General features: G+C 70.2%; 20 protein-coding genes and 1 pseudogene. 3 read left to right on the forward strand and 18 right to left on the reverse strand.

Annotated elements, in window-relative coordinates; all coding sequences use genetic code 11:
- Positions 1 to 26: 26 nt before the first annotated feature.
- The 10 genes and pseudogenes from lepB (OHA61_RS10240) to proS form a co-directional block, all read right to left on the reverse strand.
- Entirely contained in the window at positions 27 to 980 is a 954-nt protein-coding gene (lepB, locus tag OHA61_RS10240) for a signal peptidase I (RefSeq protein ID WP_406307311.1), read from the reverse strand.
- Positions 874 to 1,957 (reverse strand): annotated as a pseudogene (lepB, locus tag OHA61_RS10245) (signal peptidase I); the annotation flags it as partial. The pseudogene lepB (OHA61_RS10245) and the gene lepB (OHA61_RS10240), both read right to left, overlap by 107 nt.
- The gene (gene lepB, locus OHA61_RS10250) at positions 1,950 to 2,753 is read right to left on the reverse strand and encodes a signal peptidase I (RefSeq protein WP_406302841.1); all 804 of its coding nucleotides are present in this window, start codon (positions 2,751 to 2,753) and stop codon (positions 1,950 to 1,952) included. The pseudogene lepB (OHA61_RS10245) and the gene lepB (OHA61_RS10250), both read right to left, overlap by 8 nt.
- 81 nt (positions 2,754 to 2,834) lie before the next feature.
- Entirely contained in the window at positions 2,835 to 3,185 is a 351-nt protein-coding gene (gene rplS / locus OHA61_RS10255) for a 50S ribosomal protein L19 (RefSeq protein WP_266488825.1), read from the reverse strand.
- A gap of 131 nt (positions 3,186 to 3,316) precedes the next feature.
- Entirely contained in the window at positions 3,317 to 4,138 is an 822-nt protein-coding gene (gene trmD / locus OHA61_RS10260; RefSeq protein ID WP_406302842.1) for a tRNA (guanosine(37)-N1)-methyltransferase TrmD, read from the reverse strand.
- Positions 4,138 to 4,683 (reverse strand): ribosome maturation factor RimM, encoded by a 546-nt coding sequence (rimM, locus tag OHA61_RS10265; protein ID WP_324988241.1) that lies wholly within the window; start codon positions 4,681 to 4,683, stop codon positions 4,138 to 4,140. Before rimM ends, trmD begins: the two co-directional genes overlap by 1 nt.
- Before the next feature lie 161 nt (positions 4,684 to 4,844).
- Positions 4,845 to 5,084, reverse strand: coding sequence for an RNA-binding protein (locus OHA61_RS10270; RefSeq protein WP_005311361.1), 240 nt, complete (start codon positions 5,082 to 5,084; stop codon positions 4,845 to 4,847).
- 2 nt (positions 5,085 to 5,086) lie between these two features.
- The gene (gene rpsP / locus OHA61_RS10275) at positions 5,087 to 5,536 is read right to left on the reverse strand and encodes a 30S ribosomal protein S16 (RefSeq protein ID WP_266488820.1); all 450 of its coding nucleotides are present in this window, start codon (positions 5,534 to 5,536) and stop codon (positions 5,087 to 5,089) included.
- A gap of 219 nt (positions 5,537 to 5,755) precedes the next feature.
- On the reverse strand, positions 5,756 to 6,349 hold the full coding sequence (locus tag OHA61_RS10280; RefSeq protein WP_324988245.1) for a hypothetical protein: 594 nt from the start codon (positions 6,347 to 6,349) through the stop codon (positions 5,756 to 5,758).
- 226 nt (positions 6,350 to 6,575) lie between these two features.
- Positions 6,576 to 7,988: a proline--tRNA ligase gene (proS, locus tag OHA61_RS10285; RefSeq protein ID WP_406302843.1), complete on the reverse strand. Its 1,413-nt coding sequence runs from the start codon at positions 7,986 to 7,988 to the stop codon at positions 6,576 to 6,578.
- A gap of 211 nt (positions 7,989 to 8,199) precedes the next feature.
- On the opposite strand from proS, the gene OHA61_RS10290 reads away from it, so the two are divergent.
- Positions 8,200 to 9,039, forward strand: a complete 840-nt coding sequence (locus tag OHA61_RS10290) for a methyltransferase domain-containing protein (protein ID WP_406302844.1) — start codon at positions 8,200 to 8,202, stop codon at positions 9,037 to 9,039.
- A gap of 386 nt (positions 9,040 to 9,425) precedes the next feature.
- Here the strand turns inward: OHA61_RS10290 and ftsH are convergent, their stop codons facing one another.
- The 6 genes from ftsH to OHA61_RS10320 form a co-directional block, all read right to left on the reverse strand.
- The gene (gene ftsH, locus OHA61_RS10295; RefSeq protein ID WP_406302845.1) at positions 9,426 to 11,339 is read right to left on the reverse strand and encodes an ATP-dependent zinc metalloprotease FtsH; all 1,914 of its coding nucleotides are present in this window, start codon (positions 11,337 to 11,339) and stop codon (positions 9,426 to 9,428) included.
- A 154-nt stretch (positions 11,340 to 11,493) separates the two neighbouring features.
- A complete protein-coding gene (ffh, locus tag OHA61_RS10300) occupies positions 11,494 to 13,044 on the reverse strand; it encodes a signal recognition particle protein (RefSeq protein ID WP_406302846.1) in 1,551 nt (516 codons plus the stop codon).
- A gap of 97 nt (positions 13,045 to 13,141) precedes the next feature.
- Positions 13,142 to 15,595 (reverse strand): [protein-PII] uridylyltransferase, encoded by a 2,454-nt coding sequence (locus OHA61_RS10305; protein ID WP_406302847.1) that lies wholly within the window; start codon positions 15,593 to 15,595, stop codon positions 13,142 to 13,144.
- Between the two features lie 34 nt (positions 15,596 to 15,629).
- Positions 15,630 to 15,968: a P-II family nitrogen regulator gene (locus OHA61_RS10310; protein ID WP_101390346.1), complete on the reverse strand. Its 339-nt coding sequence runs from the start codon at positions 15,966 to 15,968 to the stop codon at positions 15,630 to 15,632.
- On the reverse strand, positions 15,965 to 17,320 hold the full coding sequence (locus OHA61_RS10315; RefSeq protein WP_406302848.1) for an ammonium transporter: 1,356 nt from the start codon (positions 17,318 to 17,320) through the stop codon (positions 15,965 to 15,967). Before OHA61_RS10315 ends, OHA61_RS10310 begins: the two co-directional genes overlap by 4 nt.
- Positions 17,321 to 17,664: 344 nt before the next feature.
- Positions 17,665 to 19,134, reverse strand: a complete 1,470-nt coding sequence (locus OHA61_RS10320; protein ID WP_406302849.1) for a hypothetical protein — start codon at positions 19,132 to 19,134, stop codon at positions 17,665 to 17,667.
- 427 nt (positions 19,135 to 19,561) lie between these two features.
- Between OHA61_RS10320 and OHA61_RS10325 the strand changes: the two genes are divergently transcribed.
- Entirely contained in the window at positions 19,562 to 20,218 is a 657-nt protein-coding gene (locus OHA61_RS10325) for a bifunctional DNA primase/polymerase (RefSeq protein ID WP_406302850.1), read from the forward strand.
- A gap of 85 nt (positions 20,219 to 20,303) precedes the next feature.
- On the opposite strand, the gene ftsY is transcribed toward OHA61_RS10325, so the two are convergent.
- Positions 20,304 to 21,509 carry a signal recognition particle-docking protein FtsY gene (ftsY, locus tag OHA61_RS10330; protein WP_406302851.1) on the reverse strand — a complete coding sequence of 402 codons (1,206 nt, stop codon included), beginning with the start codon at positions 21,507 to 21,509 and terminating at the stop codon, positions 20,304 to 20,306.
- A gap of 237 nt (positions 21,510 to 21,746) precedes the next feature.
- Between ftsY and OHA61_RS10335 the strand changes: the two genes are divergently transcribed.
- The gene (locus OHA61_RS10335; protein WP_324981073.1) at positions 21,747 to 22,718 is read left to right on the forward strand and encodes an LLM class flavin-dependent oxidoreductase; all 972 of its coding nucleotides are present in this window, start codon (positions 21,747 to 21,749) and stop codon (positions 22,716 to 22,718) included.
- A gap of 39 nt (positions 22,719 to 22,757) precedes the next feature.
- Here the strand turns inward: OHA61_RS10335 and OHA61_RS10340 are convergent, their stop codons facing one another.
- Entirely contained in the window at positions 22,758 to 24,179 is a 1,422-nt protein-coding gene (locus OHA61_RS10340) for a sugar porter family MFS transporter (protein ID WP_406302852.1), read from the reverse strand.
- Between the last annotated feature and the right edge of the window lie 5 nt (positions 24,180 to 24,184).

A 24,184-nucleotide genomic window follows, 5' to 3' on the forward strand; every position in this document is an offset into this window, starting at 1 on the left:
GGGGATCGGCGATCTGGGACGGCACCCTACCCGGCGGTACGCCCGGAGGTCAGCCTCCTCCGGCGCAGGAGCACGACCGGCAGGGCGCCGATCGCGCCCAGCACCAGGGGCGCGGCCGGGGCGGCAGCCGCGGCGGCGGAGTTGATCCCCGGCTGGTCGAAGGTCTCGGGCACCGGCAGCGTCGCCCAGCGGTCCAGCGGCCAGGCCACCACCACGGCACGTCCGACGACCTTGTCCACCGGCACGAAGCCGCCGTTCACGTCTTCCATGTGGTAGCGGGAGTCACGGGAGTTCTGGCGGTTGTCGCCCATCACCCAGATCCTGTCCTTCGGCACCTTGAAGGGGCCGAAGGGCTGGTCGTCGCATGCGGTGCTGCCCGGGAAGATGTACGGCTCGTCGAGCGCCTTGCCGTTGACCTTGACCGGGCCGCCCTTCTTGCACTCCACGGTGTCGCCGGCAACCGCGATCGTCCGCTTGATCAGGTCCTTCTCCTCGGACGACGGCATCAGGCCGATGAAGCTGAGGAAGTTCTGCACGGCGTTCGGCTTGGGGGTGGGCTCACCGTCCAGCCAGCCGCCCGGGTCGTGGAAGACGACGACCTCGCCGCGCTCGGGCTCCGAGCCGAACCACGGGGTGAGCTTGTCGACCAGCACCCGGTCGCCCCGCTGGAGGGTGTTCTGCATCGAGTCCGAGGGGATCGAGAACGCCTGTACCAGGAAGGTCTTGATGAGCAGCGCGAGAAGCAGCGCGATACCGATCAGGAGCGGCAGTTCCTTCCAGAAGGATCGCTGCTTCTTCTGTCCCGTACCACTGCCCTCGGAGGATCCGCCTCCAGCGTCCTGGACGTTCTCGTCGTCCACGCCGCCCGCCGTCCCCGGCGTACGCGCCGCCGATTCGTCCGTCACAGCTGCGGGTGACTCGGCGGGTTTCCCCGGCCTCTCCTCCGGCCCGTCGTGTCCGGATCGTGCGCCGACCGCCACGTCCCCCACATCCACTCCTCAGTCCGTGCGAACCGCCTGCCCCGGATCCGGAGCAGGCCCACTACTCCCATAACGAGCGGGAGTTCCGCAGGGCTCGGGAGCAGGATCATTCCGTTGAGATCCTGAGGTGACACCCTATTCGACGGGTGGAGTGCTGATGTCGACCCGGCACGCGCGTTCGGCACGGATGCGTACGTCTCGGGCTCCTCCAGCTTCCGCCAGTGGCCGACGGGCCAGGCGATGACGACCGCGCGTCCCACGACCTGGTCCTCCGAGACCGTGCCGCGGTCCTTCTCGTCGAGATGGAAACGCGAGTCCGCCGAGTTGGCCCGGTGGTCGCCCATGACGAAGATCCGTCCGGCCGGCACCTTGACCTCGAACTTCAGCGTCGAAGGAACGTTTCCGGGGTTCAGATACGGCTCGATGAGCGGTACGCCGTTGACGGTGACCCGCCCGTCCTTGTCGCAGCACTTGACGGTGTCCCCGCCGACCGCGACCACGCGTTTGATCAGATCCTGCTCGTCGTCGGAGGGCAGCAGCCCGATGAAGGACAGGCCCTCTTTCACCTGCTTGACGACGACCGGGTCGTCCTTCTGCGGTTTCTGCTCCTGCCGGAGCCAGCCGCCCGGGTCCTTGAACACGACGACGTCACCCCGCTGGGGCTTCGAGCCGAACCAGGGGGTGAGCTTGTCCACGAGCACGCGGTCCTGGATCCGTATCGTCTGCTCCATCGAGCCCGACGGGATCACAAAGGCCTGCACCAGGAACGTCTTGAGAACCAGCGCGATCATCAGCGCCACGGTGATCAGGAGGGGGATCTCCTTCACGGCCGAACGGCGGCGCTTGCGCTTCACCTTCTGAGCGAGCCTGCGCCGTTCCGCACGGCCCGGCAGCGTCCGGGAACCGTTCGTAGGCCGGGTCCCGGTGGGCAGCCTGGTGTCGGCCCGGTGGCTCGCTCGACGCCCGCGGTTACCCATGGGCGCCGCCCGGCATTCGTTCCGCCTCTCCGACGCGCGCAAAGGCACCGGACGGCTCCAGCGAGGTCCAGCGGCCGACCGGCCAGCCGATCCAGTCCGCCCGTCCGATCACCCTGTCGACGGGCACCATGCCGCCGCCGGGCTCCCCCAGATGGTCGCGGGAGTCCCGGGAATTGCTCCGGTGGTCTCCCATGACCCACAAAGTGCCCTGGGGGACGACGATGTCGAAGGGAACCTCTGACGGGACGTCACCGGGGTGCAGATATCCCTCGTCGACGGGTACGCCGTTCACCTCGACTCTTCCCCCCTTGTCGCAGCACACCACGCGGTCGCCGCCCACACCGACCACGCGCTTCACGAAGTCGGTCTCGGCGGGCTCGGCCAGCCCCAGCGCCGCGAAAACGCCCCGCGTCGCCGCACTGACCGGGTTCTCCTGCAGACCCTCCTGTACGAAGGATCCGGTGCCGTCGAAGACGACGACGTCCCCCCGCTCCGGCCCCGAACCGAAACGGTACGCCAGCTTGTTCACCAGAACCCGGTCCCCGACCTGAAGGGTGGGTTCCATCGAGCTGCTGGGGATCTGGAACGGCTGCACCACGAAATGGCTGAACAGCAGCACAACGACGGTGCAGCCGAGACCGAGCAGCCCGGCCCTGCGCCAGGACATCCCGGAGAGACGTTTACCCAGGTGCCCGGAGGGGCGCGATGAACGCACAAAGCGCGACCCCTCTCCCTCTTCCCCGGCGTCGGGGGCGGAAGAGCGGTCGCGCTCCGTGTACTTCGCTTCGGTGTCCATCGGGGCCAGAGCCTATCCGGCCCCTATGTGAACCCGGCGTGAGTGTGAGCCGAAGCTCAGGCGCGAGAGGCGAGCCGGGGCTCAGTTGTCGCGCTTCTCCTTGATCTTGGCAGCCTTGCCGCGCAGGTCGCGGAGGTAGTACAGCTTCGCGCGACGGACGTCACCGCGGGTGACGAGCTCGATCTTCTCGAAGATCGGGCTGTGCACCGGGAAGGTGCGCTCGACGCCGACGGAGAAGGAGACCTTGCGGACCGTGAAGGTCTCGCTGACGCCCGAGCCCTGGCGGCGGATGACAACGCCCTTGAACTGCTGGATACGCGAGCGGTTGCCCTCGATGACGCGCACGTGGACGTTCACGGTGTCGCCGGGACGGAAGGCGGGGACGTCGCTGCGCAGCGAAGCCGCGTTGACGTTGTCGAGCAGGTGAGCCATGTTGGTCTGCTTCCTCGCCGATGCCACAGGTCATCAGCGGAACGATCGAGATGAGAATTAGGGTGCTGGCCGCGTCGGGCGGGCGTCGTTCCCCCTGTGGCAGGGGCGCCGACCGGACGCACAGCAGCGGCCTATTCTTCCACGGCCTCGGGCCTGCGCCAAAATCGGCCGCCGGGCTCCGGCGCCCAGCCGAGGATGGACAGGATCTCGCGATCCTTCTTGTCGAAGACCGAGGTATCGCAACGCTCAATCAGATCGGGCCTGTTGGCGGCCGTGCGCCGTAGCGCCTCGTCCCGCCGCCAGCGCGCGATCTTCCCGTGGTGCCCACTGACCAGCACGTCCGGAATGGCGCGACCTCGCCACTCGGGCGGCTTGGTGTAGACGGGGCCTTCGAGCAGATTGGCCATCGCGCCGGGTGCGAAGGAGTCGTCCCGGTGCGACTCGGCATTGCCCAGGACACCCGGCAGCAGCCGGGCCACGGCCTCGGTGATCACCAGGACGGCAGCCTCGCCGCCGGCCAGGACGTAGTCCCCGATGGACACCTCGTAGACCGGTATCCGGGTCGCGTACTCGTCGATGACCCGGCGGTCGATGCCCTCGTAGCGGGCAGGAGTGAAGATCAGCCACGGCCGCTCGGAGAGCTCGACGGCGAGTTCCTGGGTGAAGGGGCGGCCGCTGGGGGTGGGCACGACCATCACCGGGCCGTGCGCGCCCGCCTCGTACCCGCTCGCCAGAGCGTCGTCGAGGGCGTCGCCCCAGGGCTCGGTCTTCATGACCATGCCGGGACCGCCGCCGTACGGAGTGTCGTCGACGGTGTTGTGCCGGTCGTACGTCCACCGGCGCAGGTCGTGCACATGGACATCGAGCTGTCCACGCGCGCGTGCCTTGCCGACGAGCGAGACGTTCAGCGGTTCGAGGTACTCGGGGAAGATCGTGACGACGTCGAGCCGCATCAGTTCTCGTCCCTCGACGATGCGATCTCGGCCTCGCTGTCGTCGATCAGCCCGGGCGGCGGTGTGATGACGGCCCGCTGCTTCTCCAGGTCGATCTCGCTCACGATGTCGCCGACGAAGGGGATCATCACCTCGCTGCCGTCCGGCCGCTCGACGATGAAGAGGTCCTGCGAGGGCAGATGGCTGATCTCGGTGATCCGGCCGATCTCGGTGCCGTCGGCGAGGACGACATCGAGGTCCATCAGCTGGTGGTCGTAGTACTCGTCCGGTTCCTCGGGCAGCTCTTGCGGGTCCACGTCCGCGATCAGCAGGGTGTTGCGCAGGGCCTCGGCCGCGTTTCGGTCGCGTACGCCCTCGAAGCGCAGCAGCAGCCTGCCGCTGTGCACCCGGCCGGTCTCGATCGTCAGCGGCCCCGCCGAGGCCGGGTCGGTGGCCAGCACGGCGCCCGGGGCGAGCCGCAGTTCCGGCTCGTCCGTGCGCACCTCGACGGTGACCTCGCCCTTGATGCCGTGGGCGCGGCCGATCCGCCCGACTACCAGCTGCACGCTCACTTCTCCCTCTGTGCGGCCAAGCCGCCGCCGCTCTCGCGGATGTGGCACATCCACGTCGTGGTTGCTCGATTGATGGTTGCTGTCGCCGTGCCTTGAAACGGCTCGGGCCGGGGAGCCCGCAGGCCCCCCGGCCCGAGCCGGTGTTCAACAACGTGTCAGCGAACCTGGTCCACGTCGACAAGGTCGACGCGGATGCCACGGCCGCCGATGGCGCCCACGACGGTGCGCAGGGCGCGTGCGGTGCGGCCGTTGCGGCCGATCACCTTACCGAGGTCGTCGGGGTGGACCCGGACCTCGAGCACACGCCCGCGGCGCAGGTTGCGCGAGGCGACCTGCACGTCGTCCGGGTTGTCGACGATGCCCTTCACGAGGTGCTCGAGAGCCTCCTCGAGCATGCTCAGGCCTCGGTCGACTCAGCGGCGGACGCCGACGAGGCAGCCTCGGCCTCGTCCGCCTTCTTGTCGGCCTTCTTCGCCTTCGGGGTGATGGCCTCACCCTTCGGCTCGTCGCCCTCGAGGCCCTTGGTGAAGGCCTCGAACGCGGCGCGCTTGTCCTTCGGCTCCGCGACGAGCAGCGGCGCCGGGGCCGGCAGGCCCTTGTGCTTCTGCCAGTCACCGGTGAGCTTCAGGATGGCGAGGACCGGCTCGGTCGGCTGGGCGCCGACGGACAGCCAGTACTGCGCGCGCTCGGAGTCGACCTCGATGCGCGAGGGGTTCTGCACCGGGTGGTACAGACCGATCTCCTCGATGGCCCGGCCGTCACGGCGGGTACGGGAGTCGGCAACGACGATGCGGTAGTGAGGCGAACGGATCTTGCCCAGACGCTTCAGCTTGATCTTGACTGCCACGGAAGTGGTGTCTCCTGGTCTTGACGTGGTTGGGCACAACGAGATGCCACGTGGGGTTGCGGTACTCGGGTGCCCGATGGACGCGTCAGCCGGAGGCGAGAGGGTTCCTGTGCGGCTGTCGAGTACAGCTAGCCATTGTGCCACACACCTGCGGCAGCCTCGCACCCGACCGGAGTCGCACCGCCCCCGTCGGGCGGCCCGACCCGGCGGGCGTGGCGGTCAGCTCGCCGCGGCGGCCACTTCCGGGATCCGGAAGGGCTTGCCGCAGCCGCCGCAGACAATGGGGGCCTGGGCGAGAACGGACGGAACGACCCGGACATTGCGCCCGCAGTCGCAGACCGCCTTCACGCGCACACCGCCGCCGGACGAGCCGTGCCGGGCGGCCGGCCCGCGGAAGGTGCGCTTGGTGTCGGAGGCCGTCGCAACCGTGTGCGCCTTGAGGGCGCGCTGCAGTCGCTCGATCGTGGGTCGGTAGCGCCTCTTCGCCTCGGGATTGAGCATGACCAGCGAGAAGCCGCTGCTCGGATGCGGCTCGTCGACATGGTCCAGGCCCATCTCCTCGGCGATCGCCAGGAATCGGCGGTTGTGATAGCGGCCGGCGCGTGAGGTGTCGCGGACACCTCGGGCGGCGGCGATGCCATGGACTGCCTCATGGAGCAGTCGCTCGAAGGAGAGCTCGGCGCCACAGGCGGACGACGACTCTCCGATCAGGGACTCTGGCGCGGCAAGATCCGGCAGCTCGGGGTGGTGCCGCTGAATATCGGCCCACGCCTGTGCCAGCTCTGCGGCGAGAACAGGTGGTGTCGTGCTCACGTCGTGATAACGAGCCGAAGCCCTTGCGGGTTCCATTCCGGGGCATCCCAAATATTTTGCACGTACCCGTCAGTTGCCATTGATGCGTCCTGACGAGGGCGGGTGCGCTGATCTGCGGAGAAGCCTCGCAGCTCACAACAAGGTGGTACGTAGCGGCGTGTACGCCCCAGCGCGTAGGCAAGCTCCGCGCGCCGGGGCGGCTACCCGCTTGCGGGTGGCTCACGCCTCAGTAAGCGCGGGCCACGATCGCGACAGTACCGGGGGCGTCGTCGGCCTCCGGCACCGACCCGTCCGCGGCGACCAGACACCGTACGGACACCGCCTGCTCGGCGAGCCGGGCCTCACCCTCCTGGCCCAGCGTCGACCACGGGATTCGCGCCCAGCCGCCCGCGACCGCGGCCTCGGAGGCCTCTTCGATCGTCCGCACCTCGGTCGTACGGGACTCACGGCGCTCGCGCGACTCCCGCAGCAACTGCGCCTGGTCCTCCTCCAGAATCGCGGGCAGCAGCTCGGCCAGGGCATCGAGGCGCACCGGCTCCTTGCCTCCCGGGATACGGCGGGCCAGCATCGCGGTGCCCGCCTCCAGGTCCCGCGGTCCGATCTCGATCCGTACCGGCACGCCCTTGAGCTCCCAGTCGACGGCGCGGCGGCCGAAGGGGGTGTCGGTGCGGTCGTCGACCTGTACGCGCAGGCCCGCGGCCTTGAGCCGGTCGCCGATCTCGCGGACCTTGGCGACGGCCTCGTCGCCCTTGATGGCCATGACGACGACCTGGACGGCGGCGAGGCGGGGCGGGACGCGCAGTCCGTTGTCGTCGCCGTGGGACATGATCAGGCCGCCGACCATCCGGGTGGAGCTGCCCCAGGAGGTCTGCCAGGCGAGCTCCTGCCGGCCGTCCTTCGACAGATAGGTAGTGTTGAAGGCCTTGGAGAAGTTGGTGCCGAGCTCATGGCTCGTACCCATCTGCAGGGCCTTGCCGTCGCCCATCATGCCTTCGAGCGTGAGGGTGTTGATGGCGCCGGCGAAGCGCTCCCTGGGCGTCTTGCGGCCGAGCACCACGTCGATGCCGAGGACGTTGACCATGAAGTCCGCGTAGACCTCCTTGTGGATGTACGCGGCGTAGTCCCGGGCGTCCTCGTAGGTGGCGTGGGCGGTGTGGCCCTCCTGCCAGAGAAATTCCGTCGTACGGAGGAAGACGCGCGGACGCATCTCCCAACGGACCACGTTGGCCCACTGGTTGATCAGGAGCGGCAGGTCGCGGTAGCTCTGGATCCACTTCGAGAAGTAGTCGTTGATGATCGTCTCGGAGGTGGGGCGTACGACGACGGGCTCCTCGAGCTCCTTGCCGCCTCCGTGGGTGACGACCGCGAGCTCGGGCGCGAAGCCCTCGACGTGCTCAGCTTCCCGAGTCAGGTAAGACTGTGGGATGAAGAGCGGGAAGTAGGCGTTCTGGGCGCCCGCATCCTTGATGCGGGCGTCCATCTCCTGCTGCATCCGCTCCCACAGGCCGTATCCGTACGGTCGGATGACCATGGTGCCGCGCACCGGGCCGTTGTCCGCCAGCTCGGCCTTGTTGATCAGGTCCTGGTACCAGCGTGGGAAGTCTTCCGACTGGGGCGTGAGAACAGGTGCCTTTGCCATGGCGCGCATCGTACGGCGACACCGGTGCCGAACGTGAATCGGCCGGCGCCCTGGGGGCGCACGCCGGTGGCACGCAAGCATTGCCATTCAACCCCTGGACTTGCGGACGCATGCGGAGTTCTCTGGCATACGGGGGGAGCGCAGGCGTACGCACACGGGGGGCTGTCCTTCAGGGCTCGGCTGACCTCTTGGCGGATTGGGGCGCTTTCTGATGACACCGACTCTCGTCCAGCACCGACCCCATGCGGCGTCCGCGGCTCCGTCCCCGGCGGAGGCGTGCGCTCGGGCCCGGGACTGGGCCGAGATCCAGGAACGGATGCTGGTGCCGCTCTACGAGGCGGTGTATGAGCGCCTGGAGGTCGGTCCGGGGACGCGGCTGCTCGGTCTCGGCTGCGGGTCCGGCCTGGCGCTGCTGATCGCGTCGGCGCGCGGTGCGAGCGTGACCGGCTGCGACGCGGACCGCGAACGGCTGGCGCTGGCGCGGGAACGGATGGCTGCGGACGCGGGTGCGCCCCGTGATGTCGAACTCGTGGAAGGCGAAGCGGCGGCGGATCCGGCGCGGCCTGCGTACAACCTGATCACCGCGTTTCAGCCGATCGGCTGTATGGCGGGTGACTCCGAGGGGCTCGTTCCGGCCCTGACGGCGGCCGTGGAACTCGCCGAACACGGCAGCGCGGTGGTCCTGACCGGCTGGGGCCCGCCGGAGCGGTGCGCCACGTCGGGCGTCCTGCGGATGGCGGGCCGGCTGACGGACCCTCTGCGCACGGGCGGCTGGCGCGCGGCCCGTCGGGACGACCTGGAGGACGTCGCGTCCCGGGCCGGCCTGAAGCCCGACGGCTCGGGGCGGGTGGCATGCCCCTTCGGCTACGCGGACACGGAGAGCGCGGTGCGGGGGCTGCTGTCGACGGGGCTGTACGGGGCGGCGGTGCGGGCGACGGACGTTGCACAGGTGGAGAAGGAGATTACGGAGGCGCTGCATCCGCATCGGCGGCGGGACGGGACGGTGTGGATGCCGAATGTGTTCCGGTACCTGATTGCGCGGACGCGCTGAGGGGGGCGGTGCGGTTCGGGTGGCGGGGGGGTGGGGCCGCTGCGCGGGGCTTTCCCCTACCCGCCCCTTCCCACAACCGGGGCAAGCCCCGGACCCCACGGGAGCGGCAGCTTCGCGCCGCGGGGTGCGGGCCTGCGCGGCGCACGGTGCGGACCCCTGCGCTCCACCGAGCGGCAGCTTCCCGCCAGAGGGTGCGCGCGCGTTTACGCCGCCCGGCCGACCATCGGCGGCAGGCCCGGGCCGGGCCCGACCACTGCGGGGCAGGCCCCCGACCCCACGGGGGGCGGCAGCTTCGTGCCGCAGGCGCCGCCCGGAGGCACCCGTTCGCGGCGTAGGGCGGGAGCTCATTCGCAGTGCAGCGCGGCGCGCGGCGCAGTTCGCGGCGCCTATGTGTCCTGGGTGAGGCGGGCGATGCCCGCCGCGTGGTAGGCCGCCTCCTCGTCGAGTGTCTCGTGGGTCAGGAGCGCCTCCGCCAGGGCGTCCAGGCGGTCGCGGTTGTCGCGGAGTTGGCGGCAGGCGCTCTCGTAGCACTCGTCGACGATGCGGCGCATCTCGTGGTCCACCGCGTCCAGCGTCGCGGGCGCAGCCGTGAGGCCGTACGGCTGCTGGGCGTCCCCCGGGATCGCGGTCAGTCTGCCGACGCGCTGGCTCATGCCCCAGCGGCCGACCATGCCCCGGGCCAGCTGGGTGACCTGTTCGAGGTCGCTTTCCGAGCCCGTCGTGATGACGTCGAAGACGACGTGCTCGGCCGCCATGCCGCCCAGCGAGCCGACGATGCGGCCGCGCAGATACTCCTCCGTGTACGCGTACCTGTCGGCGTCCGGGGTGGAGATCGCGACGCCCGGCGCCCGGCCGCGCGGCACGATGGTCACCTTGCGGACCGGGTCGGCGCCCGGCTGGAGCATGCCGAGCAGGGCGTGGCCGCTCTCGTGGTAGGCGGTGCGACGGCGTTCCTCGTCCGGCATCACCAATGCGCGTTCCGCGCCGAGTTGGACCTTTTCCAGGGCGGCGAAGAGGTCGGACTGGGTGACCGCGGACTTCTTGCGCCTGACCGCGAGGAGCGCCGCCTCGTTGGCCAGCTTGGCGAGTTCCGCGCCCGTCATCCCCGGTGTCGCACCGGCGATCCGGCCCAGGTCGACGTCGTCGGCGAGCAGGATCTCCCGGGTGTGGATCCTCAAGATCGCCTCCCGGCCGCCCCTGTCCGGCGGTGAGACCTGGACGACCCGGTCGAAACGGCCGGGCCGGGTCAGCGCGGGATCGAGCACGTCCGGCCGGTTGGTGGCGGCGATGACGACCACGCCCTCCGAGCCGGTGAAGCGATCCATTTCGCTGAGGATCTGGTTGAGCGCCTGCTCGCGCTCGTCGTGAGCGCCCAGGCCCGCCTCTCCGCCGCGCGCCCGCCCGATGGTGTCGATCTCGTCGATGAAGAGGATGGCGGGGGCCGCCTCGCGGGCTTCGGCGAAGAGTTCGCGGACCCGGCTCGCGCCGACGCCGACGATCATCTCGATGAACTCCGACGCCGATGCCGAGAAGAACGGCACGTCCGCCTCCCCCGCCACCGCCCGCGCGAGCAGCGTCTTCCCGGTCCCGGGCGGCCCCGCGAGCAGCACGCCGCCGGGCATCCGGGCGCCCATCCTCCCGTACGCCTGCGGGTTCTTGAGGAAGTCGACGACGTCGTTGAGCTCTGCCTCGACCTCCTGGATCCCGGCGATGTCCTCGAACGTGGTGCGTTTGCCCTGCTCGGACTCGACCGGTCCGGGCGGCGGCTCGGGGGCGAGCATGCCGCCGCCCGGCGTGGCACCGATGCGACGGGCGATGAAGACCCACAGCAGTACGAGAAGCGCCATCGGTGCGAGGGCGATCAGCAGATTGGCCAGAATGCTGCGCTCCTGGACGACCGGCTGGGCCGTCACGGTGACCTGCTGCCTGCTCAGCTCGTCCCACAGCCTGTCGTCGGCAAAGGCCGGACGCTGGGTCTTGAACGCGGTGTAGTCGCCCTCGCCGTCGGGGGCCGGGGCCTTCTGCTTGAGCCGGCCCTGGATCGCGTTGCCCTCGGAGTAGATCTTCGAGACATTGCCGGCCGCGACCTGCTTGCCGAACTCCGTGTACGGGATGGTGGGCTCGCCGACGCCGTTGAAGAAGGACAGCAGAAGACTGGCGATCAGATACACGGCGAGCGCGGCAAGGACCAGTCCGATCCAGCCCCCGGGCATCCTCTTCCTCGGCGGGGGCGGCACAGGCGCGCCTTCCGAGCGCCACGGCTGGTCCGTCCGGTCGCGTGGGGGTACGGGGTTGGCCACGCCTGTTCTCCTCCGCCCTGCCTCGGCCCCTGTGCCCATGACCGCATGGATCCCCAGGCGTCGCCAGCCGAGGACGTGTCCGGGAGTACTCACCCGGGGCAGGGCGGCAAAAGGGCCCGCGGCCGGTCCGGCCGCGGGCCCTTCAGAACTGCTGTCAGCCCATGAACTTCTTGAACTCGTCGGGCAGTTCGAAGTCCTTGCCCGCCTCGCCGGCCGGCAGTCCGAACGCCCCGCCCTGCGCCGCCTGCTCGCGGCGGGCCGCTGCCGCCTGCTCCTCGGCCTTGCGCTTCATCGGGTTCCCGCTCTTGCGCTTGCCCTTGGCCTGCTTGATCTGCTTCTTCTGACGGCCGGGGCCGCCACCCATGCCCGGCATCCCGGGCATGCCCGGCATCCCGCCGCCCTGGGCCATCCTCGACATCATCTTGCGGGCCTCGAAGAACCGCTCCACCAGGCCCTTCACCGCGCTGACCTCGACACCCGAGCCCTTGGCGACGCGGGCTCGGCGCGAGCCGTTGATGATCGTCGGGTCATGGCGCTCGGCGGGGGTCATCGACTTGATGATCGCGGCCATACGGTCCACGTCACGCTCGTCGATGTTGTTGATCTGCTCCTTGATCTGGCCCATGCCGGGCAGCATCCCGAGCAGCTTGGAGATGGAGCCCATCTTCCTGACCTGCTCCATCTGGGCCAGGAAGTCGTCGAGCGTGAAGTCCTTGCCCTTGCTGCTCGCCAGCTTGGAGGCCATTTTGGCGGCCTCTTCCTGGCTGAAGGTCTGCTCGGCCTTCTCGATCAGGCTGAGCATGTCGCCCATGCCGAGGATGCGGGACGCCATGCGGTCCGGGTGGAACGCGTCGAAGTCGTCCAGCTTCTCGCCGTTGGAGGCGAACATGATCTGGCGGCCGGTGACATGCGCGACGGACAGCGCCGCACCACCGCGCGCGTCGCCGTCGAGCTTGGAGAGCACCACGCCGTCGAAGCCGACGCCGTCGCGGAAGGCCTCCGCGGTGTTGACCGCGTCCTGGCCGATCATCGCGTCGACGACGAAGAGGACCTCGTCGGGGCTGACGGCGTCGCGGATGTCCGCGGCCTGCTGCATCAGCTCCTGGTCGATGCCGAGGCGGCCGGCGGTGTCGACGATGACGACGTCGTACTGCTTGGCCCTGGCGTGCTCGATGGAGTCCTTGGCGACCTTGACCGGGTCGCCGACACCGTTGCCCGGCTCCGGCGCGTAGACCGCGACGCCCGCGCGCTCGGCGACCACGGCGAGCTGGTTGACCGCGTTGGGACGCTGCAGGTCACAGGCGACCAGCAGCGGCGCGTGGCCCTGGCCCTTGAGCCAGAGGCCCAGCTTTCCGGCGAGCGTGGTCTTACCGGCACCCTGGAGACCCGCGAGCATGATCACGGTCGGCGGCTGCTTGGCGAAGCGCAGGCGGCGCGTCTCGCCACCGAGGATGCCGATGAGCTCCTCGTTGACGATCTTGATGACCTGCTGGGCCGGGTTCAGTGCCTGGGAGACCTCGGCGCCGGTCGCGCGTTCCTTGATCTGCTTGATGAAGGCACGGACGACGGGCAGCGCCACGTCCGCCTCGAGCAGCGCGATACGGATCTCGCGCGCCGTGGCGTCGATGTCCGCCTCGGACAGGCGGCCCTTGCCCCGGAGGTTCTTGAATGTCGCGGCAAGGCGGTCGGAGAGGGTGTCGAACACGGTGGTCGCGGATCCTCAGATGTCGGGAGCGGGCGGACAGTGTCCCCCAGGGTATCCGGCCGCGCGAGGTGGGGTCTTCCCCGTGGGGAGTCTCACGTCATGACCGCAGCACGGCCTCCAGGGCACGGGCGGTCCGGGCGGCCTCCTCGGCGGGCAGCGGCGCCCCCTCGGGATCGGTCACATAGAAGGCGTCGACGGCGTTCGAGCCGAGGGTGGAGACATGGGCGCTGCGCACCCGTACCGCCTCGTCCTCCAGTGCCCGGCCGATCCGGTGGAGCAGGCCCGGCGCGTCCTGGGCGCGGACCTCGATGACCGTGGCCAGGCTCGAACCGGCCGCGGCGACCGTGACCCGCGGGGGCGGGGCCTGCACCCCGCGGCGGCGCGGGTAGGCGGACTCCCGCTCGGCGAGCCTGGCGGGGATGTCGAGCGAGCCGTCCAGGGCCCGGACGAGATCGCTGCGCAGGCGGGCAGCCTGCGGCAGCGAGCCGTACTCGGCAGCGACGCGCCAGCTCAGCAGCAGTACGCCGGCGGGTCCGCCCAGTTCGCTGGGCAGCTCGATGGAGCGCAGATCGGCGGCGCGTACGGTCAGCCGGTGCAGGGCCAGCACTCCGGCCGCTGCGGGCAGGACACCCGGCTGGTCGGGCAGCGCGATCAGCAGCTCGACGCCGACCGGTTCGGGTTCGTCCCCGGCGGGCGCCTCGGTCTGGGCGTGCAGCGCGAGGACGGGTTCGCCGGTACGCAGCGCCTCGATGGCGAGCCGTTCCTGTTCGGCGCTGGGCGCCGCGGGCTCCGGCTCGGCCGGGGCGTTGCCCGCGAGGACCGCCGCGACCCGCTTGACCAGGTCGGTCACGAGCGAGCCGCGCCAGGCCGACCAGGCCGCGGGCCCGGTGGCGAGCGCGTCGGCCTCGGTGAGGGCGTGCAGCAGCTCCAGGGTGCTCACCGATCCCACGACCTCGGCGACGGAGGCGACCGTCGCGGGATCGTCCAGATCGCGCCGGGTGGCTGTTTCGATCAGCAGCAGATGGTGGCGTACGAGCGTGGCGATGACGGCCACGTCGGCACGGTCGAATCCGATCCGCGTTGCGACGTCCCGCGCGATGGTCTCGCCGGCCACCGAGTGGTCGCCGGGCCAGCCCTTGCCGATGTCGTGCAGCAGGGCGGCGATCAGCAGCAGGTCGGGGCGGCCGACGCGGCGGGTGAGGGCCGAGGCCTTGACCGCGGCCTCGACGAGATGCCGGTCGACGGTCCAGGTGTGTACGGCATTGCGCTGCGGGCGGCACCGTACGCGCTCCCAGTCGGGCAGCAGCCGGGTGATCAGGCCCTCGGCCTCCAGCGCCTCCCACACGCCGATCGTCGACTCCCCCGCGCCGAGCAGGGTGACGAGCTCCTCGCGCGCCTCGGCGGGCCAGGGCACGGGCAGCGGCCGGGTGGCGGCGGCGAGTCGCCGCACGGCGTGAAGGGAGATCGGCAGGCCCGACTGGGCGGCCGCGGCCGCGGCTCGCAGTGGGAGCACGGGGTCACGCTCGGGCTTGGCGGTGCGGGCGAGCACCACCTCGCCGTCCTGCTCGACAACGCCTTCGGCGAGCGGGGTGCGCTCGGGCTGCTGTCCACGGCCACCGCCGAGCATGGCGCGCAGCCGGGGCCGTACGGCCCGTGACCTGAGCACCCGGTTCACCTCACGCCAGGTGACATCGGTGGCGTACGAAACGGTGCGCGCCGCCTCGTACACCTGGCGCAGCAGCGCGTCGGCGTCCAGCAGGCCCAGCTCGGCGGCGACCTGGTCCTGCTCCTGGAGGGCGAGACGGTCGGTGGCCCGGCCTGTCGTCAGATGCAGCGCGTCGCGGGCGTCCAGCAGCGTCCGGCGCGCCTCGGCGAGCCCTTCGCGCGGCGCGTCGGCGAGCCAGGAGGCGGCGACGGCGCGCAGTGCGGTGGCGTCGCGCAGGCCGCCGCGCGCCTCTTTCAGGTCGGGCTCCAGAAGGAACTGCAGCTCGCCCTGACGCTCGGCCCGTTCGCGGCAGAGCTCGTCGAGCTGGGGCAGCCGTTTGGGGGCCTGGTTGCGCCAGTCGGCCAGTACAGCGGTGCGCAGCCCGGCGACCAGACCCAGATCGCCCGCGACCGGTCGCGCGTCCAGCAGCCCCAGCTGCACCTTCAGGTCCTCGCCTGCGGTCTTGCGGGCCTCGGCAGGGGTGCGTACGGAGTGGTCGAGGGCGAGACCGAGGTCCCACACCGGGTACCAGATCCGGTCCGCGAGCGCGGCGAGCGCGCCCGCTTCGGCGCTCCCGTCGTGCAGCAGGAGCAGATCGAGGTCGCTGCGCGGGGACAGCTCTCCGCGTCCGTAGCCGCCGACGGCTACGAGCGCCGCGCCACGCACCTTCGCCTCCTTGCAGGCGGTGGTGAAGAGCGCGGACAGCCACTCGTCGGTCAGCGTGGCCAGGGCCGCACGGCGCGGCGGCCCGGACTGCTCCTTCTCGTTGAGAAGGCGCAGCCGGGCCGCCGCATAGCCGCTGGGTCCCGAGTCTTCCGCTTCGGTGGTCACTTCGAGGCTCGTCACCCAGTAGCTCCTGTTCTGTAGAGCGGTCCGCGACTCAGAGCGCGTCGGGGCCGCGCTCGCCGGTCCGCACCCGTACGGCCGTCTCGACCGGGACGCTCCAGACCTTGCCGTCGCCGATCTTGCCGGTGCGGGCCGCCTTGACGACCACGTCGATGAGCTGTTCGGCGTCGTCGTCCTCGACCAGTACCTCGATACGGATCTTCGGCACCAGGTCGACGGTGTACTCCGCGCCCCGGTAGACCTCGGTGTGACCACGCTGGCGGCCGTATCCACTGGCCTCCGTGACCGTGAGGCCCTGGACGCCGAAGGCCTGCAGGGCCTCCTTGATCTCGTCCAGCCGGTGTGGCTTCACGACTGCGGTGATGAGCTTCATGCGTCCACCTTCTTGTTCTCTGCAGCTGCCACGGAGTCGGCCGGCGTGGGCGCGGCCTTGCGGGAGCCGGCGCCGCCGCCCGCACCGCTGAAGTCGTACGCCGTCTCGGCGTGCTCGTCCTGGTCGATTCCGGAGATCTCGACGTCCTCGTCCACCCGCATACCGATGGTCTTGTCGAGGACGAAGGCGAGGATCGCCGATGCCACCAGAGAGTAGGCCAGCACCGCGCCGACACCGATGGCCTGCTTGCCGAGCTGGTCGAGGCCACCGCCGTAGAAGAGGCCCTTGGCGTCGGACTGGACGCCACCCGTGGCGAAGAAGCCGATGAGCAGGGAGCCGACGACACCACCGACGAGGTGGACACCGACGACGTCCAGGGAGTCGTCGTAGCCGAGCTTGAACTTGAGGCCGACCGCCATGGCGCACAGCACACCGGCGATGACACCGATGGCGATCGCGCCGAGCGGCGAGCAGGAGCCGCCGGACGGGGTGATGGCGACCAGGCCGGCGACCGCGCCGGAGGCGGCACCGAGCGTGGTGAACGCGCCGTGGCGGATCTTCTCGTAGGCGAGCCAGGCGAGCATCGCGGCGGCCGTGGCGACCTGCGTGTTGACGAACATCACCGCGCCGACGCCGTCATCGTTGCCCAGCCACGATCCGGCGTTGAAGCCGAACCAGCCGAACCACAGCAGACCGGCGCCGAGCATCACCAGCGGCAGGCTGTGCGGCCGCATCGGGTCCTTCTTGAAGCCGACACGCTTGCCGATGACCAGGATCACGCCGAGGGCCGCGGCTCCGGCGTTGATGTGGACGGCGGTACCGCCGGCGAAGTCGATGACACCGAGCTCGAAGAGCCAGCCGCCCGCGCCCCACACCCAGTGCGCGACCGGGAAGTACACGACGGTGACCCAGAGCGTGATGAACAGCGCCCAGGCGGTGAACTTGACGCGGTCGGCCAGCGCACCGCTTATCAGCGCGGGCGTGATGATCGCGAACATGAGCTGGAAGACGGCGAAGACGTACACAGGGATGGTGTAGCCGTCCCACAGCTGAGTGAGGCCGAGGCCGCTCAGTCCGACGTAGTCGGAGGTCCAGCCGATGAAGCCACCCTTGTCGGTGCCGAATGCGGCGCTGAATCCGTACAGCACCCACAGGATCGTGACGATCCCGAGGCTGATGAAGCTCATCATCAGCATGTTCAGGGTGGACTTGACCCGGACCATGCCTCCGTAGAAGAAGGCCAGGCCCGGTGTCATGATCATCACCAGGGCGGAACAGATGAGCATGAAGCCGGTGTTGGCTGCCGACAGCGTCGGGGTGTCTGCTGCAAGCGTCGAGATGCCTGTTGGCATCGGCGTCTCCTCGTCGTCGGTGCGGCCGCGTGCGGGCGAAGCCTGAGCGGAAGGGCGGGCCGGTTATGCGCCATGAGATTGGCCCAATGCGGTTTCCGTCGATGCCCCACGATGTTTCGCCGCAGTGACGAAGAGGTCCGGCGTGTTACACCGCCATGAACAGCGGGGTCACGAGTACGTAACGGGAGTACCCTCTGCGCACGTCACGGGCCCCCGGGAGAAGAGCCCCGTCAGCCGCCCCGCAGAACCGGCCGCGACGTCACCCGGCTGACCTGGCAACGGGGGAGCCGAGTCGGGCTGTTTCGAGGTGACGTCGCGGCCGGGGCCTGCTGGGCGCAGCCCTCTCAGACCGCTTCCGCGGTCTCGGGCAGCTGGGAGGTGATCTGGTCGGTGAAGTGGGCGACCTCGGCCACGTCACCGAAGTCGCGGGCCGCGGTGTCGACGGTCTTGCGCAGCCGGGTGTTGACCCGCTCGGAGCGGACCCGCTTGGCGACCTTCAGCGCCTGCCCGGCCAGGTCCGTCGACTTTTCGGGCTCCCTCTTGAGCAGATGGACGGTGGCCATGCCGATCAGATTCAGTGCGTACGACCGCTGGTGCTCCTCGTCCTTGCCGAAGAGCTCCACCGCGCGCTGCATTATCGGCTCGGCGAGCGAGGCGTACGTGGGGCTGCGGCCGGCCACATAGGCCAGATCGCGGTACGAGTGCGCGTTCTCGGCATTGAGCTCGGCCTCGGAGAAGAAGCGGATCCAGTCGGGCTCGGGCTCGCCGTCGAGACCGGCGTCGGCGAACGTGTCCTCGGCCATCCGGACGGCTCGCTTGCACTTGCTGGGCTGGCCCATATTGGCGTACGACCGGGCCTCCATCGCATACAGCATCGCCTGGGTGCGCGGGGTCGCACAGTCGCGGCTGCCGTACTGCGCGAGATGGACGAGCTCCAGGGCGTCGTCCGGCCGCCCCAGGTGGATCATCTGGCGGCTCATGGAGGACAGGATGTACGAGCCGAGGGGCTTGTCGGCCGCCTCCTTGGCGGCGTGCAGCGCGAGCACGAAGTACTTCTGCGCTGTGGGCTGCAGGCCGACGTCGTAACTCATCCACCCGGCCAGCTCGGCGAGCTCGGCCGCGCACTTGAACAGCCGCTGGGCGGTGGCCTCGGGCTGCGGCTCCTGCAGCAGGTCGGTGACCTCGTGCAGTTGGCCCACCACGGCCTTGCGGCGCAGTCCGCCACCGCACTGGGCGTCCCACTGGCGGAACATCGCGGTGGTGGACTCCAGCAGATCGAGCTCGGGCTCGGAGAGCCGCGAGGACCTGCGCGCGGCGCTCGGCGGCGCTTCCGGCTCACCGGACGGGGAGGGCACCAGCCAGCGTTGCATCGGCTCGACGAGGGCGGGACCTGCGGCCAGGGCGAGCGAGGTGCCGAGGAAGCCGCGCCGCGCCAGCATCAGATCGCTGCGCGAGAACTCACTGAGCAGGGCGACGGTCTGCTCGCCGGCCCACGGCAGGTCGACCCCGGACACCGACGGTGACTGGTGCGCCGAGCGCAGACCGATGTCCTCGATGGCGACGACGCACCCGAAGCGCTCGGAGAACAGCTCGGACAGGATGCGCGGGATCGGCTCGCGCGGCTGTTCGCCATCCAGCCAGCGGCGCACCCGTGAGGTGTCGGTGCTGATGTGGTGTGCGCCCATCTGGCGTGCCCTGCGGTTCACTTGGCGCGCCAGCTCGCCCTTCGACCAACCACTGCGCACGAACCACGAACTCAACTGCTCGTTCGGGCGCTTGCCGGTATTCGTACCGCCTGCGCCGGTGCCGCCCACTGGATTGCCCCCATCCGCCGTAAAGCCCTGTCCCTGAACCCTTACCAGAATGCCGCGAGTTGAGGCTCTCCGTAGGGAGGTTGCGCCCCATCGAACAGGAAACCGACTTGCCTCCGGCATACCCGCGGATGCGCAGAACTCCAGGGTTCGTGTACTGAAAGTAGTCCTACGATCACCCCTCCAGCGAGGGCGATTCCAGAAACGCCACCATTCGCCACCCCTTCGAATGAACTCCCCTGCCGTCAGGCGCGATTCACTTGACACACGACGATCAGGAGTCAGCGGAGCGGTGCACGCGCAGGCGCGCGACCCTAGCTGCACCACCCCTCTCGCCACTGTGCGCTGCCGGACCTTCACCGAATGCGACGCAGTGTCACGGGAAGACTTCGGGTCGTAACCACCGGCGATTCGACCCGTTGGAGGGGGCATGGGCTTCACAATCGGCGGCAGCCGGGGGATCAGTCAGATCAGGCCCGGCTCACGGCGCCGTGCGCGCACCGCGGAGTGCACCGTGGTGGCGGAGTACACGGGGCTGTGGGGCTGGGACGTGGCGCCGGGGGCGCGAGCGGCCTCCGGCGACTGTTCCTGCGGGGCGGGCGACTGCGCGTCCCCAGGGGCTCATCCGCTCGGCTTCGCCCCCGAGGTCCCCGCAGGCGCCACGCTGGACGAGGTCACCAGGGCGTGGGCCCGGGTACCGGGCGCGGCACTGCTGCTGCCGGTCGGGCGGACCTTCGACATCCTGGACGTCGCCTCCCCGGCGGGCCGGCGGGCGCTGGTGCGCCTGGAGCGGATGGGCCTGCCGCTCGGCCCGGTGACGGCCACGCCGGACGGGCGCTGCCAGTTCTTCGTCGCGCCGGGCGCGGCCGACGAACTCCCGCAGCTGCTCTACCGGATGGGCTGGGACGACGCGGACCTGGACCTGCACTGCCTGGGCCCGGGCGCGCACATCACGGCACCGCCGTCGGACCACGCGGGTCTCGGGCCGGTCAGCTGGCTGCGACCGCCGTCGCTGGACACGGCGGCGGCGCCGCCGGAGGCACGGCTGCTGCTGGGGACGCTGGCGTACGTCTGCCACCGTTCCTGAACCGGGGCTCCGCCCCCCGGAACCCCGGACGTGCGGCCGAAGGTCGCCTACGGGGTCCGGGGCGGAGCCCCCGGTAAAGGGCGAGCTACTCGCCGATCAGCGCGTCGACGAACGCCTCCGGCTCGAACGGTGCCAGGTCGTCCGGCCCCTCGCCCAGGCCCACCAGCTTCACCGGGACGCCCAGCTCGCGCTGGACCGCGACCACGATGCCGCCCTTGGCCGTACCGTCCAGCTTGGTCAGCACGATGCCGGTGATGTCCACGACCTCCGCGAAGACCCGGGCCTGCACCAGCCCGTTCTGCCCCGTAGTGGCGTCCAGGACCAGAAGGATCTCGTCCAGCGGGCCGTGCTTCTCGACGACGCGCTTGACCTTGCCGAGCTCGTCCATCAGGCCCGTCTTGGTGTGCAGCCGGCCCGCGGTGTCGATCAGTACGACGTCCGCGCCCTCGGCGATGCCCTCCTTGACCGCGTCGAACGCGACCGACGCCGGGTCGCCGGCCTCGGGCCCGCGCACCGTGCGCGCGCCGACCCGCTCGCCCCAGGTCTGGAGCTGATCCGCGGCCGCCGCACGGAACGTGTCCGCCGCGCCGAGAACCACCGAGCGGCCGTCCGCGACGAGCACCCGCGCCAGCTTTCCGGTCGTGGTGGTCTTTCCGGTGCCGTTGACACCGACGACCATGACGATTCCCGGGGTGTCCAGACCGCTTTCGGTCTTCACCGCGCGGTCGAAGTCGGTGCCGAGAAGGTGCAGCAGCTCCTCGCGCAGCAGCCCGCGCAGTTCCTCGGGCGTGCGCGTGCCGAGCACCTTCACGCGCTCGCGCAGCCGCTCGACCAGCTCCTGGGTCGGCGCGACGCCGACGTCCGCGGTGAGCAGGGTGTCCTCGATCTCCTCCCAGGTCTCCTCGTCGAGGTGCTCGCGCGACAGGAGCGTGAGCAGACCCTTGCCGAGGGCGTTCTGGGAGCGGGCGAGACGCGCGCGCAGCCTGACCAGCCGGCCCGCCGTCGGCTCGGGGATCTCGATCTCGGGGGCGAGGGGCTCCTCGACGACGACCGGAGCCGTGGCTCCCGTGGCGTCGGGGAGATCGACCTCCTCGATCGTGCGGCGCGGCTCCTCGACCGTCGGGGCGGCGTCCTCACCGACCTGAGGCTCGGCGGGCGGGGCAGTGATGGTCGGCGTGCTCGACGGTGCCGAGGGCGGCAGCTGCTTCTTCTTGCGGCTGCTGACCACGAGCCCGCTGATCGCGCCGACCGCGACCAGGGCGATGACTACAGCAAGGATGAGGATTTCCATAACCCGACCAGTATGCGTGACCTCCCGGACGGCCGTTCGCTCCCTCTCCCGGGCCGCGCGCCCCTGCGGGAGGGGTCCCTCCCCCGCCCGGTCCCGTGCGCGAGCCCGGGCCGGGCGGCCACCGCCGTGGTCCCCGAGCCCCTCTCAGAACCCCGGGTCGCCGCTCTATCAATCTGACGCAACGTCAGCTACCGTCCGTCTTCGCCGTGCTCATACGCTGCGGAGGGGGACGTTCCCATGGCCTTCACGGTGGCCCGCTTCAATCTCGTCGATCCCGACGCGACACCCGAGACCCTCGCGGCCCGCTATCGCGCTGCCCTGGAGATGGCCGCGTACGCCGACGACCGCGGCATCGACACCATCCAGACCGAGGAGCACCACGGCGCCGGAAACAACTGGCTGCCCTCCCCCTTCGTCTTCGCCGGCGCGGTCCTCGGCTCCACCCGCCGTATCGCGGTCACCGTCTCCGCGATCATCGGCCCGCTCTACGATCCGCTGCGGCTGGCCGAGGACATCGCCGTGCTCGACCTGATCGGCAAAGGACGGCTGGTCACGGTCGCGGGCATCGGCTACCGGCCCGAGGAGTACGAGGCCCACGGCGTCGACTGGGGCAGGCGCGGCAAGATCCAGGATCTGCTCCTGGAGACCCTCCTCAAGGCGTGGACGGGCGAGCCCTTCACCTACGAGGGCCGTACGGTCCGGGTCACCCCGCGCCCGTACACCCAGCCCCACCCCCTTCTGCTCGTCGGCGGCTCGTCGAAGGCGGCGGCCCGCCGCGCCGCCCGCCTCGGGCTGCCGTTCTTCCCGAGCGCGCATCTGCCGGAACTTCAGGCGTACTACCAGGACAGGCTCGCCGAATACGGCACCGAGGGCTGGACGATGATGCCCGCCGAGAAGACGCCGCTCCTGCATCTGTCGGACGACCCGGACCGCACCTGGGCCGAGTACGGGAAGCACTTCCTGCACGAGGCCCGGATGTACGCCTCGTGGCAGTCCAAGGACATCCGCTCGGCGGTGAAGTCCACCGCCACCACCGTCGACGAGCTCCGCGCCGAGGGCGTGTACCGGATCGTCACGCCGGACGAGTGCGTGGCCCTGGGCGCCGAGAGTCTCGTACTGCATCCGCTGTGCGGCGGTATGCCGGTGGACGAGGGCTGGCGCAGCCTGCAGTTGATGTGCGAACAGGTACTGCCCCGGCTCACTGGGTGAGCCGGGGCAGTTCCGTGGTGAGGAGAGGGGCAGCGGGGATTAGCCCATCTCCTCCAACGCCTTGCCCTTCGTCTCCTTGACGTACCTGAGCACGAAGGGGATCGAGAGCACGGCGAAGGCTGTGTAGATGACGTACGTGCCCGAGAGGTTCCAGTCCGACAGGCTCGGGAAGCTCGCGGTGATGGCCCAGTTGGCGATCCACTGGGCGGAGGCGGCGACGCCGAGCGCCGCGGCGCGGATCCGGTTGGGGAACATCTCGCCCAGGAAGACCCAGACCACAACGCCCCACGAGAGGGCGAAGAAGAGCACGAAGACATGGGCGGCCACCAGAGCGACGACGCCCTGGGTGGTGGGCAGCTTGCCGTCGACGAGTTCGGCGGAGAAGGCCCAGGCCTCGAAGGCCAGCGCGATCGCCATACCGGCCGAGCCGATGAGGGCGAGCGGGCGGCGGCCGATCCTGTCCACGAGGACCATCGCGATCACGGTGCCGACGATGTTGATGATCGAGGTGGTGAAGGAGTAGAGGAACGAGTCGGTCGGGTCGATGCCGACGGACTGCCACAGCGTCGAGGAGTAGTAGAACGCGACGTTGATGCCGACGAGCTGCTGGAAGACCGAGAGTCCGATGCCCACCCAGACGATGGGCAGGAAGCCGAAGCGGCTGCCGAGCAGGTCCTTGAAGGTCGACTTGTGCTCGCTGCGCATCGCCCGGTCGATCTCGGCGACTCGGGCGTCCAGGTCCACGCCGTGGCCCTCGACCTCGCCGAGGACCTCCTTCGCCCGGTCGGTCCTGCCGACGGAGATCAGGAAGCGGGGCGACTCGGGGATCGCGAAGGAGAGCAGTCCGTAGAGCACCGCGGGCACGACCATGACGCCGAGCATCCACTGCCAGGCCTCGAGCCCGCCGATCTCGCCGCGCTGCTCACCGTCGGCGAGCTGCAGGATGCCGTAGTTCACCAGCTGGGACACGGCGATGCCGATGACGATCGCGGCCTGCTGGAAGGAGGCGAGCCGGCCGCGGTAGGCGGGCGGGGAGACCTCGGCGATATAGGCCGGGCCGATGACCGATGCCATGCCGATGGCGAAGCCGCCGACGATGCGCCAGAAGGCGAGGTCCCAGAGGGCGAAGGGGACGCAGGACCCGACCGCGCTGACGGTGAAGAGCCCGGCGGCGATCTGCATACAGCGGATGCGGCCGATGCGGTCGGCGATCCGGCCGGCGGTGGCTGCGCCGATGGCGCAGCCGATCAGGGCGATCGCGATGACCTGGGCGAGCGTTCCGGAGCCTATGTCGTAGCGGTCGCGGATGGCCTCGACAGCGCCGTTGATGACCGAACTGTCGTAGCCGAAGAGGAAACCGCCCATCGCGGCGGCGGCCGTGATGAAGATGACATGGCCGAGGTGGTCGGGGTGGGCCTCACGGGCTGCCGATACAGGTGGTGGCTGCGCGGTGCTGGTCACGTGTA

It is taken from the genome of Streptomyces sp. NBC_00885 (assembly GCF_045207475.1).
Taxonomy (GTDB): domain Bacteria; phylum Actinomycetota; class Actinomycetes; order Streptomycetales; family Streptomycetaceae; genus Streptomyces.